The sequence below is a fragment of the Domibacillus sp. 8LH genome, assembly GCF_038806185.1.
GTDB classification, from domain to species: Bacteria; Bacillota; Bacilli; order Bacillales; family Domibacillaceae; genus Domibacillus; species Domibacillus indicus_A.
In genome coordinates, this window is the sequence record NZ_JAVJNG010000025.1 from 40416 (window position 1) to 54854 (window position 14439).

Annotated in this window: 20 protein-coding genes; 19 read left to right on the top strand and 1 reads right to left on the bottom strand. The window is 45.9% G+C overall.

Translation table 11 applies throughout. The features are described from left to right. Positions 1 to 20 precede the first annotated feature (20 nt). The 19 genes from rplO to RG959_RS20050 all read left to right on the top strand — a co-directional run bounded on the left by rplO (position 21) and on the right by RG959_RS20050 (position 13375). Positions 21 to 461, top strand: a complete 441-nt coding sequence (gene rplO / locus RG959_RS19960) for a 50S ribosomal protein L15 (protein WP_242236758.1) — start codon at positions 21 to 23, stop codon at positions 459 to 461. Further along, the gene (gene secY, locus RG959_RS19965) at positions 461 to 1762 is read left to right on the top strand and encodes a preprotein translocase subunit SecY (protein WP_342798613.1); all 1302 of its coding nucleotides are present in this window, start codon (positions 461 to 463) and stop codon (positions 1760 to 1762) included. The genes rplO and secY overlap by 1 nt, the downstream gene beginning before the upstream one ends. Before the next feature lie 56 nt (positions 1763 to 1818). Further along, a complete protein-coding gene (locus RG959_RS19970) occupies positions 1819 to 2472 on the top strand; it encodes an adenylate kinase (protein WP_251273775.1) in 654 nt (217 codons plus the stop codon). Then, complete coding sequence (gene map, locus RG959_RS19975; RefSeq protein WP_251273774.1) at positions 2472 to 3218, top strand: type I methionyl aminopeptidase; 747 nt, start codon at positions 2472 to 2474, stop codon at positions 3216 to 3218. Before RG959_RS19970 ends, map begins: the two co-directional genes overlap by 1 nt. 43 nt (positions 3219 to 3261) lie before the next feature. Then, a complete protein-coding gene (gene infA / locus RG959_RS19980; protein ID WP_018395177.1) occupies positions 3262 to 3480 on the top strand; it encodes a translation initiation factor IF-1 in 219 nt (72 codons plus the stop codon). A 38-nt stretch (positions 3481 to 3518) separates the two neighbouring features. Then, complete coding sequence (rpmJ, locus tag RG959_RS19985) at positions 3519 to 3632, top strand: 50S ribosomal protein L36 (protein WP_000868344.1); 114 nt, start codon at positions 3519 to 3521, stop codon at positions 3630 to 3632. Between the two features lie 23 nt (positions 3633 to 3655). Beyond that, positions 3656 to 4021 carry a 30S ribosomal protein S13 gene (rpsM, locus tag RG959_RS19990; RefSeq protein WP_050182379.1) on the top strand — a complete coding sequence of 122 codons (366 nt, stop codon included), beginning with the start codon at positions 3656 to 3658 and terminating at the stop codon, positions 4019 to 4021. A 25-nt stretch (positions 4022 to 4046) separates the two neighbouring features. After that, positions 4047 to 4436, top strand: a complete 390-nt coding sequence (rpsK, locus tag RG959_RS19995; protein ID WP_045851874.1) for a 30S ribosomal protein S11 — start codon at positions 4047 to 4049, stop codon at positions 4434 to 4436. Between the two features lie 151 nt (positions 4437 to 4587). Then, positions 4588 to 5532 (top strand): DNA-directed RNA polymerase subunit alpha, encoded by a 945-nt coding sequence (locus tag RG959_RS20000; protein ID WP_242236747.1) that lies wholly within the window; start codon positions 4588 to 4590, stop codon positions 5530 to 5532. Between the two features lie 35 nt (positions 5533 to 5567). Continuing rightward, entirely contained in the window at positions 5568 to 5960 is a 393-nt protein-coding gene (rplQ, locus tag RG959_RS20005) for a 50S ribosomal protein L17 (RefSeq protein ID WP_242236744.1), read from the top strand. Between the two features lie 376 nt (positions 5961 to 6336). Continuing rightward, positions 6337 to 7176, top strand: a complete 840-nt coding sequence (locus tag RG959_RS20010) for an energy-coupling factor ABC transporter ATP-binding protein (RefSeq protein WP_342798614.1) — start codon at positions 6337 to 6339, stop codon at positions 7174 to 7176. Then, the gene (locus RG959_RS20015) at positions 7152 to 8015 is read left to right on the top strand and encodes an energy-coupling factor ABC transporter ATP-binding protein (protein ID WP_342798615.1); all 864 of its coding nucleotides are present in this window, start codon (positions 7152 to 7154) and stop codon (positions 8013 to 8015) included. Before RG959_RS20010 ends, RG959_RS20015 begins: the two co-directional genes overlap by 25 nt. Beyond that, positions 8012 to 8809 carry an energy-coupling factor transporter transmembrane component T family protein gene (locus RG959_RS20020; RefSeq protein ID WP_342798616.1) on the top strand — a complete coding sequence of 266 codons (798 nt, stop codon included), beginning with the start codon at positions 8012 to 8014 and terminating at the stop codon, positions 8807 to 8809. The genes RG959_RS20015 and RG959_RS20020 overlap by 4 nt, the downstream gene beginning before the upstream one ends. 13 nt (positions 8810 to 8822) lie before the next feature. Further along, a complete protein-coding gene (gene truA, locus RG959_RS20025; protein ID WP_342798617.1) occupies positions 8823 to 9572 on the top strand; it encodes a tRNA pseudouridine(38-40) synthase TruA in 750 nt (249 codons plus the stop codon). A gap of 206 nt (positions 9573 to 9778) precedes the next feature. Continuing rightward, on the top strand, positions 9779 to 10216 hold the full coding sequence (gene rplM, locus RG959_RS20030) for a 50S ribosomal protein L13 (protein WP_242236733.1): 438 nt from the start codon (positions 9779 to 9781) through the stop codon (positions 10214 to 10216). A gap of 28 nt (positions 10217 to 10244) precedes the next feature. Beyond that, the gene (gene rpsI, locus RG959_RS20035; protein ID WP_045851882.1) at positions 10245 to 10637 is read left to right on the top strand and encodes a 30S ribosomal protein S9; all 393 of its coding nucleotides are present in this window, start codon (positions 10245 to 10247) and stop codon (positions 10635 to 10637) included. A gap of 226 nt (positions 10638 to 10863) precedes the next feature. Continuing rightward, the gene (cwlD, locus tag RG959_RS20040; RefSeq protein WP_483298909.1) at positions 10864 to 11520 is read left to right on the top strand and encodes an N-acetylmuramoyl-L-alanine amidase CwlD; all 657 of its coding nucleotides are present in this window, start codon (positions 10864 to 10866) and stop codon (positions 11518 to 11520) included. Positions 11521 to 11595: 75 nt separating this feature from the next. Continuing rightward, complete coding sequence (locus RG959_RS20045; protein WP_342798619.1) at positions 11596 to 12657, top strand: P-loop NTPase; 1062 nt, start codon at positions 11596 to 11598, stop codon at positions 12655 to 12657. Positions 12658 to 12772: 115 nt separating this feature from the next. Next, positions 12773 to 13375 carry a KinB-signaling pathway activation protein gene (locus RG959_RS20050; protein WP_342798620.1) on the top strand — a complete coding sequence of 201 codons (603 nt, stop codon included), beginning with the start codon at positions 12773 to 12775 and terminating at the stop codon, positions 13373 to 13375. A gap of 21 nt (positions 13376 to 13396) precedes the next feature. Here the strand turns inward: RG959_RS20050 and RG959_RS20055 are convergent, their stop codons facing one another. After that, the gene (locus RG959_RS20055) at positions 13397 to 14080 is read right to left on the bottom strand and encodes a polysaccharide deacetylase family protein (RefSeq protein ID WP_342798621.1); all 684 of its coding nucleotides are present in this window, start codon (positions 14078 to 14080) and stop codon (positions 13397 to 13399) included. Positions 14081 to 14439 lie beyond the last annotated feature (359 nt).

Sequence of the window (14439 nt, forward strand, 5' to 3'; positions counted from 1 at the left end):
GAACAAGGAGGTGCAAGAGCATGAAACTTCATGAATTGAAACCAGCTGCAGGTTCTCGTAAAGAACGTAACCGTGTAGGTCGCGGTACAGGTTCTGGTAACGGTAAAACGGCAGGTAAAGGTCATAAAGGTCAAAACGCACGTTCAGGCGGTGGTGTCCGTCTTGGATTTGAAGGTGGACAAACTCCTTTATTCCGTCGTCTTCCAAAACGCGGCTTTACTAATGTAAACCGTAAAGACTATGCAGTTGTGAACATCGATACATTGAATCGTTTCGAAGAAGGAACAGAGGTTACACCTGAACTTCTTATCGAAAGCGGCGTCGTAAAAAGCGAAAAAGCAGGAATTAAAATTCTTGCAAACGGCAACGTAGAGAAAAAGCTTACAGTTAAAGCTCACAAATTCTCTGCTGCTGCTAAAGAAGCAATTGAAGCGGCTGGCGGTAAGATTGAGGTGATCTAATGTTTCGCACAATCTCCAATTTTATGCGTGTGGGTGATATAAGAAACAAAATTATATTCACCCTCCTTATGTTAATCGTGTTCCGGATCGGTACATTTATTCCTGTTCCTTATGTTAATGCGGATGTTCTCCGCATGCAGGAGCAGGCGGGACTGATTGGATTCCTTAATACGTTTGGCGGAGGAGCGCTTCAAAACTTCTCGATTCTCGCAATGGGGATTATGCCATACATTACAGCATCTATCATTGTGCAGTTGTTACAAATGGATGTTGTGCCTAAATTCACTGAATGGTCGAAGCAGGGTGACGTTGGACGGCGCAAACTAACTCAGTTTACCCGCTACTTCACAATTGTGCTCGGCCTCATTCAAGGTTTTGGGATGTCATACGGATTTAACCGTCTGTATGGAGGATTACTTGTCGAAAACAGCAGCGTTGGCGGCTATTTGCTCATTGCATTGGTGCTGACAGCGGGTACTGCTTTCCTTATGTGGCTTGGTGAACAAATCACAGCAAAAGGAGTCGGCAACGGAATCTCGGTTATCATTTTCGCCGGAATTGTGGCGGCCATTCCTGGAGCAGTCAACCAAATTTACGCACAGCAAATTGAAGGAGCGGGCGATCAGCTCTTCCTGCGTATTGTTGTACTTCTTTTGATCCTGCTTGCAGTATTGGCGATTATTGTAGGGGTTATCTATTTCCAGCAGGCGCTGCGAAAAATCCCGATTCAATATGCGAAACGTGTTGGAGCAGGTGGCGGCATGACGCCGGTTGGCGGCCAGTCGACACATCTTCCACTTAAAGTAAACGCGGCGGGTGTTATCCCGGTTATCTTTGCGATTTCATTCTTAATCACACCGCAAACAATTGGTTCGTTTTTTGGTTCAAACGATGTGACGACCACGATCCAAAACATCTTTGACTATACGAAACCGATCGGTATGACGATTTATGTAGCATTGATTGTGGCGTTTGCGTATTTCTATGCTTTCATTCAAGTAAACCCTGAACAAGTTGCTGACAACTTGAAAAAACAGGGTGGATATATTCCGGGCATTCGCCCTGGGAAGAACACACAGGATTATTTGACAAATGTGCTTTACCGTCTGACTTTTGTCGGTGCAATTTTCCTTTCAGCCGTTGCTGTGCTGCCTGTTTTCTTCATTAAATTCGCGGGTCTTCCACCAGCGGCGCAAATCGGCGGTACTAGTCTTTTGATCGTCGTCGGTGTGGCACTTGAAACAATGAAGCAGCTTGAAGCACAACTTGTAAAGCGCCATTACAAGGGCTTTATGAAGTAAGCACGGTGAAGAGTGTGTGATTCACTTCACCTCGATCAGACTGAGGGGGTATATCGATGAATCTCGTGTTGATGGGATTGCCTGGTGCCGGTAAAGGAACTCAGGCAGAGAAAATTGTTGAAAAGTACGGTGTACCGCACATTTCAACAGGGGACATGTTCCGTGCTGCAATGAAGGATGAAACGGAACTAGGCTTGAAAGCAAAATCATTTATGGATAAAGGCGAACTCGTTCCGGATGAGGTAACGATCGGTATTGTTAACGAGCGCTTGGCAAAAGCGGACTGCGAAAAAGGCTTTCTATTAGATGGCTTTCCTCGTACAGTAGCGCAGGCAGAAGCACTTGAAGATATTTTATTCGGCTTAAACCGTAAAATTGATTACGTCATCAACGTTGAAGTAGATCAAGATATTTTGATGGCACGCTTAACAGGCCGACGCATTTGCAAAGCTTGCGGTGCGACGTATCATTTGGAATTCAACCCGCCAGCAAAGGAAGATACATGCGACCGCTGCGGTGGGGAATTGTATCAGCGTGCTGATGACAATGCAGAAACGGTTCAGAACCGCCTTGACGTAAACGTAAAGCAAACAGCACCATTGCTTGCTTTCTACAGCGAAAAAGGCTATTTAAAGAACATTAACGGCCAGCAGGATATCAATGTAGTTTTCGAAAACATTGACGAACTCCTAAAAGGTCTTCGTAACTAATGATCATTTGTAAAACCCCTCGTGAACTGGAGATTATGAAAGAAGCGGGGCGTATTGTCGCGCTTACACATCAGGAACTGCAAAACCATATCTCTCCCGGGATAAGCACGATGGAGCTGGATGCTGTTGCAGAAAAATTCATTCGAAGCATGAATGCAGCACCTTCTTTTAAAGGGTATAATGGTTTTTCGGGCAGCATTTGCGCTTCAGTGAATGAAGAGCTTGTGCACGGAATTCCAGGCAGCCGTATATTACAAGAAGGCGACATTATCAGCATTGATATTGGTGCTTATTATAAGGGGTATCATGGCGACTCGGCCTGGACATATGCTGTTGGCCGGATTGCACCTGAGACGGAGAAGCTTCTCGACGTAACAGAGGAATCGCTTTACATCGGACTCAATGAAGCGAAACCGGGTGAACGTCTTTCAAACATCTCCCATGCGATTCAAACGTATGTGGAATCGAATGGCTTTTCAATCGTTCGTGAGTATGTTGGGCACGGTGTCGGGCAGAACCTTCATGAGGCTCCGCAAATTCCCCATTATGGTCCGCCAGGGAGGGGACCGGTACTAAAACCTGGTATGGTGCTTGCGATCGAACCGATGGTCAATGCCGGTCATCGTTACGTAAAAACACTTGAGGATAATTGGACTGTCGTTACACAGGATGGAAAAATGTGTGCTCATTTTGAACATACAATTGCGATTACCGAAACAGGCTTTGAGATTTTAACGAAAGCTTGAGGCAGGCTGCCAATCGGATGAAAAGTGAAGGGAGAGGAAGCAAGTGGCGAAAGACGACGTAATTGAAATTGAAGGTACAGTCACTGAAACTTTGCCAAATGCCATGTTTAAGGTAGAATTGGAAAATGGGCATACTATTTTAGCGCACGTTTCAGGCAAAATCCGTATGCATTTTATCCGTATCTTGCCTGGTGATAAAGTAACAGTAGAACTTTCACCGTATGACTTAACACGCGGACGGATCACGTACCGTTACAAATAACATATATGGCGCTCCGGACTATGAAGGAGGTTGGAGAAATGAAAGTAAGACCATCAGTTAAGCCAATCTGTGAGAAATGTAAAGTTATTCGCAGACGCGGCAAAGTTATGGTTATTTGTGAAAACCCTAAGCATAAACAAAAACAAGGCTAATATTAAAGGGAGGTGCACATTTTATGGCACGTGTAGCAGGTGTTGATATTCCACGCGACAAGCGTGTAGTTATCTCATTAACTTATATTTTCGGTATTGGCAGACCAACTGCTGAGCAAATTCTTGAAGAAGCAGGTGTTTCTCAAGAAACTCGCGTACGCGACTTAACGGAAGATGAACTAAACAAAATCCGTGACATCGTTGACCGCTTAAAAGTAGAGGGTGACCTTCGTCGTGAAGTATCTCTTAACATTAAACGTTTGATGGAAATCGGTTCATTCCGTGGTATCCGTCATCGTCGTGGTCTTCCAGTTCGTGGACAGAACACAAAAAACAACGCGCGTACTCGCAAAGGCCCGCGTAAAACTGTAGCTAACAAGAAAAAATAATCGGTAAAGGAGGCAGAATTAGAACATGGCTCGTAAACAACAAACTCGTAAGCGTCGTGTGAAAAAGAATATCGAATCCGGTATTGCTCACATCCGCTCAACGTTCAACAATACAATCGTCACTATTACAGACGTTCACGGTAACGCTCTATCTTGGTCAAGTGCAGGTGCCCTTGGTTTCAGAGGATCACGTAAATCCACTCCGTTTGCTGCTCAAATGGCTGCTGAAACAGCTGCAAAAGCATCAATCGAACATGGTATGAAAACTCTTGAAGTAACAGTAAAAGGTCCAGGTTCAGGCCGTGAAGCAGCTATTCGTGCGCTTCAAGCAGCAGGTCTAGAAGTTACAGCAATCAAAGACGTAACTCCAGTACCTCACAATGGCTGCCGTCCTCCAAAACGTCGTCGTGTTTAATCTTCCTGCATAAAGGAGAACTATTCCGGTTATAATGGAAAATTGACTGTTTTGATTCAGGAATTGACCAATTACTTTGTACAATCGGGAATGGTAAACATGGGAATTTCGGGTTACCGGAATTTCGACGTATTCGAGGAGGGAAAATGGAATGATCGAAATTGAAAAGCCAAAAATTGAAACGGTTGAGATCAGCGATGATGCTACGTTTGGAAAGTTCGTCGTGGAACCACTTGAACGCGGATATGGTACTACTCTAGGGAACTCCTTGCGTCGTATTTTATTATCTTCACTTCCGGGTGCCGCAGTGACGTCCATTCAGATTGATGGCGTACTGCACGAATTCTCAACAATTGAAGGCGTCGTAGAAGATGTTACGTCGATCATTTTGAACATTAAAAAACTTGCGCTTAAAATTTACTCAGATGAGGAAAAAACGCTTGAAATCGATGTTCAAGGTCCAGGAACCGTAACGGCTGCCGACATTACTCACGACAGCGATGTGGAAATTTTAAATCCGGATCTGCATATTGCGACATTAGGTGAAAACGCTAATTTCCGTATGCGCTTGACGGCACAACGCGGCAGAGGGTACAACCGGGCTGATCACAACAAAAAAGAAGATCATCCAATCGGCGTCATTGCGATCGACTCCATCTACACACCTGTATCACGTGTAAACTTCCAAGTGGAAAACACACGGGTTGGGCAGCTTTCAAACTTTGATAAATTGTCACTGGACGTTTGGACAGATGGCAGCATCGGACCGAAGGAAGCTATTTCCTTAGGGGCGAAAATCTTAAACGAACATCTTAACATTTTCGTAGGATTAACAGACGAAGCACAGCATGCGGAAATCATGGTAGAAAAAGAAGAAGACCAGAAAGAAAAAGTACTTGAGATGACGATCGAAGAACTTGATCTGTCTGTTCGTTCTTACAACTGCCTGAAACGCGCTGGTATTAATACTGTTCAAGAACTTGCGAACAAGAGTGAAGACGATATGATGAAAGTCCGTAACCTTGGCCGTAAATCACTTGAAGAAGTAAAAGCGAAGCTGGACGAGCTTGGACTCGGCTTACGAAAAGAAGATTGATTAAATAAACGACATCAATAAAGGAGGGTATCTTCATGGCTTACAGAAAGCTAGGACGTACAAGCGCTCAGCGCAAAGCGATGCTTCGTGATTTGACAACTGATCTTATCATCAGCGAACGCATTGAAACGACTGAAGCACGTGCAAAAGAATTGCGCTCAGTTGTAGAAAAAATGATTACACTCGGTAAACGTGGTGACTTGCATGCCCGCCGTCAGGCTGCAGCATTCCTTCGTCACGAAGTCGCTTCTACGAAAGAAGTAGAGAAAAACGGCAAAACGAAAGAACAGCCAGTTTACGCACTTCAAAAATTGTTTGATGATGTGGCACCACGCTACAATGAGCGTCAAGGTGGCTACACTCGCATTATGAAAGTTGGTCCACGCCGCGGCGATGGCGCACCAATGGTGATTATCGAGCTAGTATAAGCTCCTTAAGACCGCGAAATGGGCAGAACAAAACGAACGTTGCTTTGTTTTGCCCTTTTTTTATACTTTAAGAAAGTGCTGGTTTTTGGAAAGTCCAGTTTCAATTGCCAACGGAGGCCTGCAGTATGCAGAGGACACAAGCATGGCGGACCACGAAACCGCATTCTTTGCTTCTGTTCTGCTCTCCGCAGTCACCTCCTGCACTTTCGAATGAACAAGCTTAGAGCGTTACGATGGGCGTACCTTCTTACGCTTCACGTGCGTCCCGTCTAGCTCATGCACCCCCTGCCACGCTGCTGCAGCAGCAAGAAGAGATTGATTCTTCGGCTCGGGGTGCGGGCTTTTTTTATTTTTGCCGAAATAAGGAGGTGCCAGCATGAAGGAATCCATTATCTCGATTGACGGTGTGTCATTTCAATATCCGGATCAAGCTGCTTTTGCTCTTCAGCATGTGTCTTTTCATGTGCAGCGCGGTGAATGGCTGGCGATTGTTGGTCATAATGGTTCAGGGAAATCTACGCTTGCTAAAATGCTGAACGGTCTTCACTATCCGCAGGAAGGAACGGTCACGATCAGCGGACTGGCTCTTTCAGAAGAAAATGTGTGGGCGATTCGGAAAAAGCTCGGAATGGTTTTTCAAAATCCAGACAACCAGTTTGTCGGTACCACTGTGCAGGATGATGTGGCTTTTGGGTTAGAAAATAACGGTGTCGAACAAAAGGAAATGAAAGAACGTGTACAGGAAGCGCTCCAAAAAGTCGGCATGACCGCTTTTCTGAATCAAGAGCCACACCATCTTTCAGGCGGTCAAAAACAGCGGGTAGCCATTGCCAGCGTGATTGCGCTGCGGCCGGACATTATCCTGCTTGATGAAGCCACCTCGATGCTTGACCCGGCCGGACGTGATGAAGTGATGAATACGATTCGTGATCTTAAAGAGAAAGAAGGATTAACGGTTATCTCTATTACACATGATTTGGAAGAAGCTGCGAAAGCGGACCGGGTCATTGTGTTGAATGAAGGCAGTATATATGCAGAAGGGTCTCCGCAGGCTATTTTCCAACTGGATCAGGAATTGCTTACATTAGGTCTTGATGTTCCATTTTCAGTCCGGATGAGCCAGCTGCTGGCGGATAAAGGAATCACCCTGTCGGAGCGCCATTTTACGGAAGAAGAGCTGGTGAGAGACGTATGGACATTAAATTTCACGGAGTAGAATACCGTTATGCAGCCGGAACGCCGTTTGAGCGGCTCGCGATTACAGATGTCACCTTTCATATTCCTTCCGGTGAATACGTAGCAGTAATCGGCCATACCGGCTCCGGGAAATCGACGGTTCTGCAGCATTTAAATGTGCTGCTGCAGCCGCTGCGAGGCAAAATTGAGGTCGGCAGCCGGACGATTGCCGCCGGCCGGAAAGAAAAGAAGTTAAAAGACGTCCGCCGCCGCGTCGGTATTGTGTTTCAGTTTCCGGAACATCAGCTGTTTGAAGAAACGGTAGAAAAGGATATTTGCTTTGGGCCGATGAATTTCGGTGTATCTGAGGAGGAAGCCAAAAAACGGGCTCGTGAAGCCATCCATCTTGTGGGACTTCCTTCATCCGTGCTGGAGCGCTCTCCTTTTGATCTGTCAGGCGGGCAAATGCGCCGGGTAGCCATTGCCGGCGTGCTGGCGATGGAGCCGGATGTGCTCGTATTAGATGAGCCGACAGCAGGGCTGGACCCGCGCGGGCGTCGTGAGATCATGGAGCTGTTTCATTCGTTAAAAAAAGAAAACAGCCTGACCTGTGTGCTCGTGACGCACAGCATGGAAGATGCGGCTCGTTATGCAGACCGGCTCATTGTCATGCATAAAGGCCGTGTTGCGAAAACGGGCACGCCGCGGGAGCTTTTCCAGAATCGGGACAGCTTAACTGCTCTTGGGCTTGATGTGCCGGAGACGGTTCGGCTGCAGTATATGTTTGAAGAAAAGCTTGGACAGCCGCTTCCTCATCTTTGCTTAACACCTGAAGAACTCGCACAGGAAATAGCCCGTCTTCGAGGTGAGCGCCCATGATGGAAAAAATGATTTTAGGACGTTACCTGCCGGGCGATTCAGTTGTACACCGGATGGACCCCCGGGCCAAGCTTTTATTTATTTTTGGCTTTGTCATGATCGTGTTTCTGGCCAATAACGTGCTTACCTATGCTTTGCTGAGCTTGTTTACGCTTGTTGTTATCCTGCTGTCAAACGTACGTATTGCTTTTTTAATAGCTGGATTAAAACCGGTTATTTTTCTTATCCTCTTTACCTTTTTGATACATGTATTTTTTACAAAAGAGGGAGAGGTTTTGGCTCAGCTGGGGTTCATGAGCATCTATAAAGGCGGGATTATCAAAGGTGCTTTTATTTCTCTGCGCTTTCTCCTCTTGATCTTTGTTACGTCACTCTTAACACTGACAACACCGCCTATTTCCGTAACAGATGGAATTGAATCACTTTTTGGCCCGTTAAAACGAGTGAAAGTGCCGGTTCATGAGCTGGCACTGATGATCTCGATTTCTCTGCGCTTTATCCCGACGCTGCTGGATGAAACGGACAAAATTATGAAAGCCCAGATGGCCCGCGGTGCTGATTTTACAAGCGGGTCTGTTTCAAGCCGGGTTAAGGCCGTGATTCCGCTTTTGATTCCCCTGTTTGTCAGTGCCTTTAAGCGGGCGGAGGAGCTGGCAGTAGCCATGGAAGCGCGGGGCTACCGCGGAGGCGAAGGACGCACCAAATACCGTGTACTCGCGTGGCATCTGCGGGATACAGCTGCGCTGCTTGTTCTAGCAGCGCTGGCAGCTGCCTTAATCGGGCTGAGAAGCTGATGGAGGAATGAGCGTGAAACGAATTAAATGTGAGTTAATGTATGATGGCTCTCGCTTTTCCGGCTACCAGTCACAGCCAAAGGACCGGACTGTACAGCAGGAAGTGGAGCGCGCACTTTGGAAAATTCATAAAAAGACCCCGATTAAAACGCATGCATCGGGCCGGACGGATGCAGGTGTACATGCAATGGGGCAGATCATTCATTTTGACACACCCATTGAGATGCCGGCAGAGCGCTGGGCCCGTGCTTTAAACGGGGTGCTGCCGGATGATATATCCGTTAAGCGGACCGAGGAAGTCCCGGAGACCTTTCATGCCCGTTACTCGGTTGCAGGGAAGGAATACCGTTACCGTATTTACCGGACACCATACCGTGATCCGTTTCGAACGGTGCATGCCTATCATTATCCGTATCCGCTGGACGTTGAACGAATGGAGCGAGCGGCTGCCCATCTGCTGGGAGAGCATGATTTTACTTCTTTTTGCTCGACGAAAACGGATAAAGAAAATAAAGTGCGGACTGTCACAGATATTTCATTTTTGGAGCAGGGTGACGATCTGGAAATCCGCTTTGCCGGTACCGGTTTTTTATATAACATGGTCCGGATCATGACAGGGACCCTTATAAAGGTCGGAAATGGGCGTCTGGAGCCTGATGAGGTGGCTCATATTCTAGCAGCAAGAGACCGCAATCGTGCCGCTCAGACGGCTCCTGCGGAAGGATTATATCTATGGTCCGTTCATTATGACGAAAACATCTGATGGCTTTTAAAGGGGCGGAAAAAAGCCGTATTTTAAATTCTTTTCGTGACAACTTCACCAAGTGTTGCATTTTATCTTGACAATGAATAACAAGCGGTATATTATAGCATATGGTATGTTATTTGACCCCACGATAAGCCCCGGAAACTTATTCGTGATATAAATACATGGAACCGTAAAATACAAACAAATCAGGAGGGTAAACAATGCGTACGACTTATATGGCGAAAGCAGGCGAAATCGAGCGTAAATGGTTCGTGATCGATGCTGAAGGCAAAACATTGGGCCGTCTTTCAAGCGAAGTAGCATCTATTTTGCGCGGCAAACATAAACCAACTTTCACACCACATGTTGACACAGGCGATCACGTGATCATCATCAATGCATCTAAAATCGAATTAACAGGTAACAAACTTCAAGGGAAAATCTACTACCGTCACAGCATGTATCCAGGTGGTTTGAAATCAACAACCGCTGGTCAAATGCGTGAGAAAAACCCTGAAAGAATGCTTGAGCTTGCAATCAAAGGCATGCTTCCAAAAGGTTCTTTAGGTCGTCAAATGTTCAAGAAACTTCACGTTTACGCTGGAGCAGAACACAAACACGAAGCACAACAACCAGAAGTTTACGAACTTCGCGGATAATTTATTTAACTAAAAGGAGGAAATGACATTGTCACAAGTTCAATACTTAGGCACAGGACGCCGTAAAAGTTCAGTAGCCCGCGTACGTCTAGTACCAGGCGAAGGTAAAATCATCATCAACGGCCGTACTGCTGAAGATTATATTCCATTCGAAGCGCTGCGCACTGTGATCAACCAGCCGCTTGTTGCGACTGAAACAGTAAACAGCTATGATGTACACGTAAATGTAAACGGAGGCGGCTACACAGGGCAAGCGGGAGCGATCCGTCACGGTATCGCGCGTGCTCTTCTGCAAGCTGATCCAGAATTCCGTCCAACACTAAAACGTGCTGGCTACCTTACACGTGATGCACGTGCGAAAGAACGTAAAAAATACGGTCTTAAAGGCGCTCGTCGCGCACCTCAGTTCTCAAAACGTTAATTTTTGCGTTTGGAAGACTCTCAGCTTTTTGGCTGGGAGTCTTTTTTATTTATATAGCTCTCTAGCCGGATAAAGCTATGTTTATAAGGCTCCTGGAACGGCTTAAACAGATCAATCAGTCATCCTTTCCTGATAACGGGAAAGGATTTTTTCATGTGAGCCGGTTTTTCTACATATAGTGGTCGTGACAGGAGGGAAAGCGATGAAAAAGCTTATTTTCGTTCTGATGCTCGCAGCGGCTGCTGCTTTTTTATATCAAGGAGTCAAGCCGGTGTTTAATGATTGGCGTCCTCCGCTTACCGGAATGACGATTATGATTGATCCGGGGCATGGAGGAATGGACGGCGGCGCGGGAAGTGAGCCGGCACTCGAGAAGGACATTGCCCTGTCTGTTTCAGAGAAGTTGAGAGAGTATTTAAATGGACAAGGCGCGGTTGTCCTCATGACGAGGGAAAAAGATAAAGATTTAGCCGGGGGAGAAACAGAAAGCGTCCGTACGCGAAAAACTGAAGATCTGCGCAAAAGAAAGCAGCTGATTAACGAGTCGGGGGCAGACCTGTTTATCAGCGTGCACTTAAATGCGATTCCAGCAGAACAATGGCGGGGCGCGCAGACTTTTTACTCGCCTCATATGCCTCAAAACAAACAGATTGCAACAGCCATCCAAAACGAACTGGTTGGCAACCTGGGCAATACGGACCGGAAGCCGGCAGAGATCGGACATGTTTTTGTTTTAAAGGAAGCGGATGTTCCCGGTGCGCTTGTCGAGATCGGCTTTCTATCTAACCCTGCCGAACGCCGGCTTCTCGAAAGTGAAAGCTATCAGGAGAAAACAGCAGCGGCTATTTCCCGGGGAATTTTACGTTACGTAGACGGGAAGTAACCGTTTCCTAACAATCCACAGAGAGTGTGCTATACTGAATAATGAGAATACTACAGTCAAAGGATGGTGCCACTGATGATGACAGAAACACAGGTACGTGATATCGTGAATGCTCTTGAAGACCCTTTTTTACATAAAAAGCTATCCGAAACAGGGGGTCTTGAAGAGGTATCCATTAAAGAAGAAAAAAATCATGTCAGTGTTAAAATCGCAATTGCACAAACGGGTACACCGGAACAGCTTCAGCTGCAAATGCGAATTGTGAATGCGTTAAAAGAAGCGGGTGTGGAAACAGTCGGCATCCGATTTAAACAATTGTCTGAGGAAAGAATCGCCCAATTTCGCGGAGCAGATACAGCAGGACAGGATGAAGGCCTTCTGTCTCCAAACAGCGAAACAACCTTCCTGGCGATCGCGAGCGGGAAAGGCGGGGTCGGTAAATCAACTGTATCGGTAAACCTTGCTGTGTCGCTTGCACGCCTTGGAAAAAAAGTGGGTCTTATAGACGCCGATATTTACGGATTTAGTGTGCCGGATATGATGGGAATTACGACACGTCCAGTAGTCCGCGGCCAAAAGATTTATCCGGTTGACCGTTTTGACGTTAAAGTTATTTCGATGGGCTTTTTTGTAGACGATAACGCTCCGGTTATTTGGCGAGGCCCTATGCTTGGCAAAATGCTGAATAACTTTTTCTCGGAAGTAGAATGGGGAGATCTCGATTACCTCCTATTGGATCTGCCTCCGGGTACAGGGGATGTAGCGCTTGATGTACATACGATTTTGCCGCGCTGTAAAGAAGTAATCGTTACTACACCGCACCCAACGGCAGCTTTTGTTGCGGCGCGTGCTGGTGCAATGGCACTGCAAACAGATCATGAAGTCGTCGGTGTTATCGAGAACATGGCTTACTTTGAAAGCAAAACAACAGGTGAAAAAGAATACATTTTTGGACGCGGTGGAGGAGACAAGCTCGCTGATGAGCTGCGCACAGAAGTGCTCGGCCGCCTTCCGCTGCAGCAGCCGGACTGGGATGAGAAAGATTTTGCTCCATCTGTTTATGCGGAGGATCATCCGCTTGGCTCGATTTACCTGGATATTGCTAAAAAGCTCGATCAAAAAATTGGATCTAACTAAACGCTTTTGGGCTTCGGCCCAGAAGCTTTTTTTATGACGGTTAAAAAATGTTCATGGTGCAGGAAGGCATGTCTTGGTACAATCGAAGAAGACGAACATACGGGAGGAATTTTATGTGGGTATACGAAATTGGATCCGTTTTTTTACACATACACTGCTCATTGGCGGGGCCGCAACAGGTATCTTAGGTTTTATCATCCGCTGGAATGAATTTGCTCCGCTGTTTGCAAACGGAGAGTGGGGAGAAGTACTGTCGGTTTTAACATGGCTTATTGGAGTCGGCTTTACCTTCAGTGTAATCAGCCAAATGGGTTTTTTTGCATACTTAACAATTCACCAGTTTGGTCTTGGACTGTTCAAGTCTTATTGGGGGTTTATTCAAACAGCGCTTATTGCCGTTGTATTATTTGATCTCGTTTATTTCCGCTTTCAAGCATTCAGCAGTGGAGAAACGATCGGTTCCTACATCTTGCTCGCTGCGATTCTTCTTCTCGTTGGAATTGTGACCGCTTACCAAAAAGCAAGAGGCAGAAACCGGAATGTATTTGTGGCGGCTCTGTTTTTTATGGTCGTTGTGACAACGCTTGAATGGCTTCCTGTTCTGCAGGCAAACGAAGAAAGCTGGTTGTATTTAATGCTTTTTACTCTGCTGCCGTGCAACGCTTTTCAGCTGCTGATGCTCCCTAAATATAATCAAAAAACCCTGAAAGCAGCATAACAAACTGCTTTCAGGGTTTTTTTAAGGGATATATTCGACTTGTGCCCGGCCGCCAGCCATTTCCGATAAGCTGATGACTTTTTTCTTTGTTAGTAAAAGAGACAGCCATTTCTTCGTTACACGGAGATCCTCCTGCGGGTTGAGAAGAATAATATCTCCTTCATCAACATGACGCACCAATTCTGAAGGCGGCTGGTCTGCTAAATTCACGCTCCATTGAACAGCTAAATAACCTTGGGCAGCGGGCATGTCCGGTAATTCTCCCGTGTCTTCAGCTGCTCGTATAAAGAGAAGGGAGTTCTTTCCGTAGGTGCTTAATATCTTTTGGACAGCGGCAATTTCTTTTTCCACGGCCTGATCGTCTGAAACATCTGTCAGCAGCACTCCAATATCAAAAGCCCGATCGACTAATAATTTTGCGGTTTTTGGATGTTTTTTCAGCCAGGACGATGTGACAAAAAAAGAAGCCGTCACTTTCTGGTCGATGAATATGTTCACAAGCTTGGACGTGTTTTTCGAAGAGGAATCTACGTTTACGGTTAAGGCAATGTGCTCGTTGCCTTTATAAATGGCAGCTGGCTGCCCGGCGAATGAAATGGCCGGCTGCTCAGCAGGCGGAGACATGATGACGAAACCCATGGTGACGGAAGAAAGAAAGAGAACAGCCCATTTTAATTGTTTGAGTCGAATAAATAACCAAGGCATCGCGGCTTCAGCCTCCGTTTTAAAGTGATTTGACAAAGTATATGAAAAAAAATAAAAAAAAGAAGAAAAACTATTGACCATTTGATTGTATGCATGGTAAATTAAATCTTGCCCGTTACAAGAAACAAATGTCGAAAAAACATTTTTAAAAAAATGTTGACACATAACGAGGCGAAATGATATTATATAAAAGTTGCTATTGAGCAACGCATTGAACATTGAACATTGAAAACTGAACAAAATCAATAAAAACGTCAACGTTTTAAATTTTTATCTTCCATCAAAAACACCCCGTGTTTTAATGGAAACAAATGAGCAAGTCAAACTTTTTTGGAGAGTTTGATCCTGGCTCAGGACGA

Bases quoted from the DNA above. Each gene is read 5' to 3' on its own strand.
- rplO (WP_242236758.1), top strand. From the start codon at position 21: ATGAAACTTCATGAATTGAAACCAGCTGCAGGTTCTCGTAAAGAACGT.
- secY (WP_342798613.1), top strand. From the start codon at position 461: ATGTTTCGCACAATCTCCAATTTTATGCGTGTGGGTGATATAAGAAAC.
- RG959_RS19970 (WP_251273775.1), top strand. From the start codon at position 1,819: ATGAATCTCGTGTTGATGGGATTGCCTGGTGCCGGTAAAGGAACTCAG.
- map (WP_251273774.1), top strand. From the start codon at position 2,472: ATGATCATTTGTAAAACCCCTCGTGAACTGGAGATTATGAAAGAAGCG.
- rpmJ (WP_000868344.1), top strand. From the start codon at position 3,519: ATGAAAGTAAGACCATCAGTTAAGCCAATCTGTGAGAAATGTAAAGTT.
- rpsM (WP_050182379.1), top strand. From the start codon at position 3,656: ATGGCACGTGTAGCAGGTGTTGATATTCCACGCGACAAGCGTGTAGTT.
- rpsK (WP_045851874.1), top strand. From the start codon at position 4,047: ATGGCTCGTAAACAACAAACTCGTAAGCGTCGTGTGAAAAAGAATATC.
- RG959_RS20000 (WP_242236747.1), top strand. From the start codon at position 4,588: ATGATCGAAATTGAAAAGCCAAAAATTGAAACGGTTGAGATCAGCGAT.
- rplQ (WP_242236744.1), top strand. From the start codon at position 5,568: ATGGCTTACAGAAAGCTAGGACGTACAAGCGCTCAGCGCAAAGCGATG.
- RG959_RS20010 (WP_342798614.1), top strand. From the start codon at position 6,337: ATGAAGGAATCCATTATCTCGATTGACGGTGTGTCATTTCAATATCCG.
- RG959_RS20015 (WP_342798615.1), top strand. From the start codon at position 7,152: ATGGACATTAAATTTCACGGAGTAGAATACCGTTATGCAGCCGGAACG.
- RG959_RS20020 (WP_342798616.1), top strand. From the start codon at position 8,012: ATGATGGAAAAAATGATTTTAGGACGTTACCTGCCGGGCGATTCAGTT.
- rplM (WP_242236733.1), top strand. From the start codon at position 9,779: ATGCGTACGACTTATATGGCGAAAGCAGGCGAAATCGAGCGTAAATGG.
- cwlD (WP_483298909.1), top strand. From the start codon at position 10,864: ATGCTCGCAGCGGCTGCTGCTTTTTTATATCAAGGAGTCAAGCCGGTG.
- RG959_RS20045 (WP_342798619.1), top strand. From the start codon at position 11,596: ATGATGACAGAAACACAGGTACGTGATATCGTGAATGCTCTTGAAGAC.
- RG959_RS20055 (WP_342798621.1), bottom strand. From the start codon at position 14,080: ATGCCTTGGTTATTTATTCGACTCAAACAATTAAAATGGGCTGTTCTC.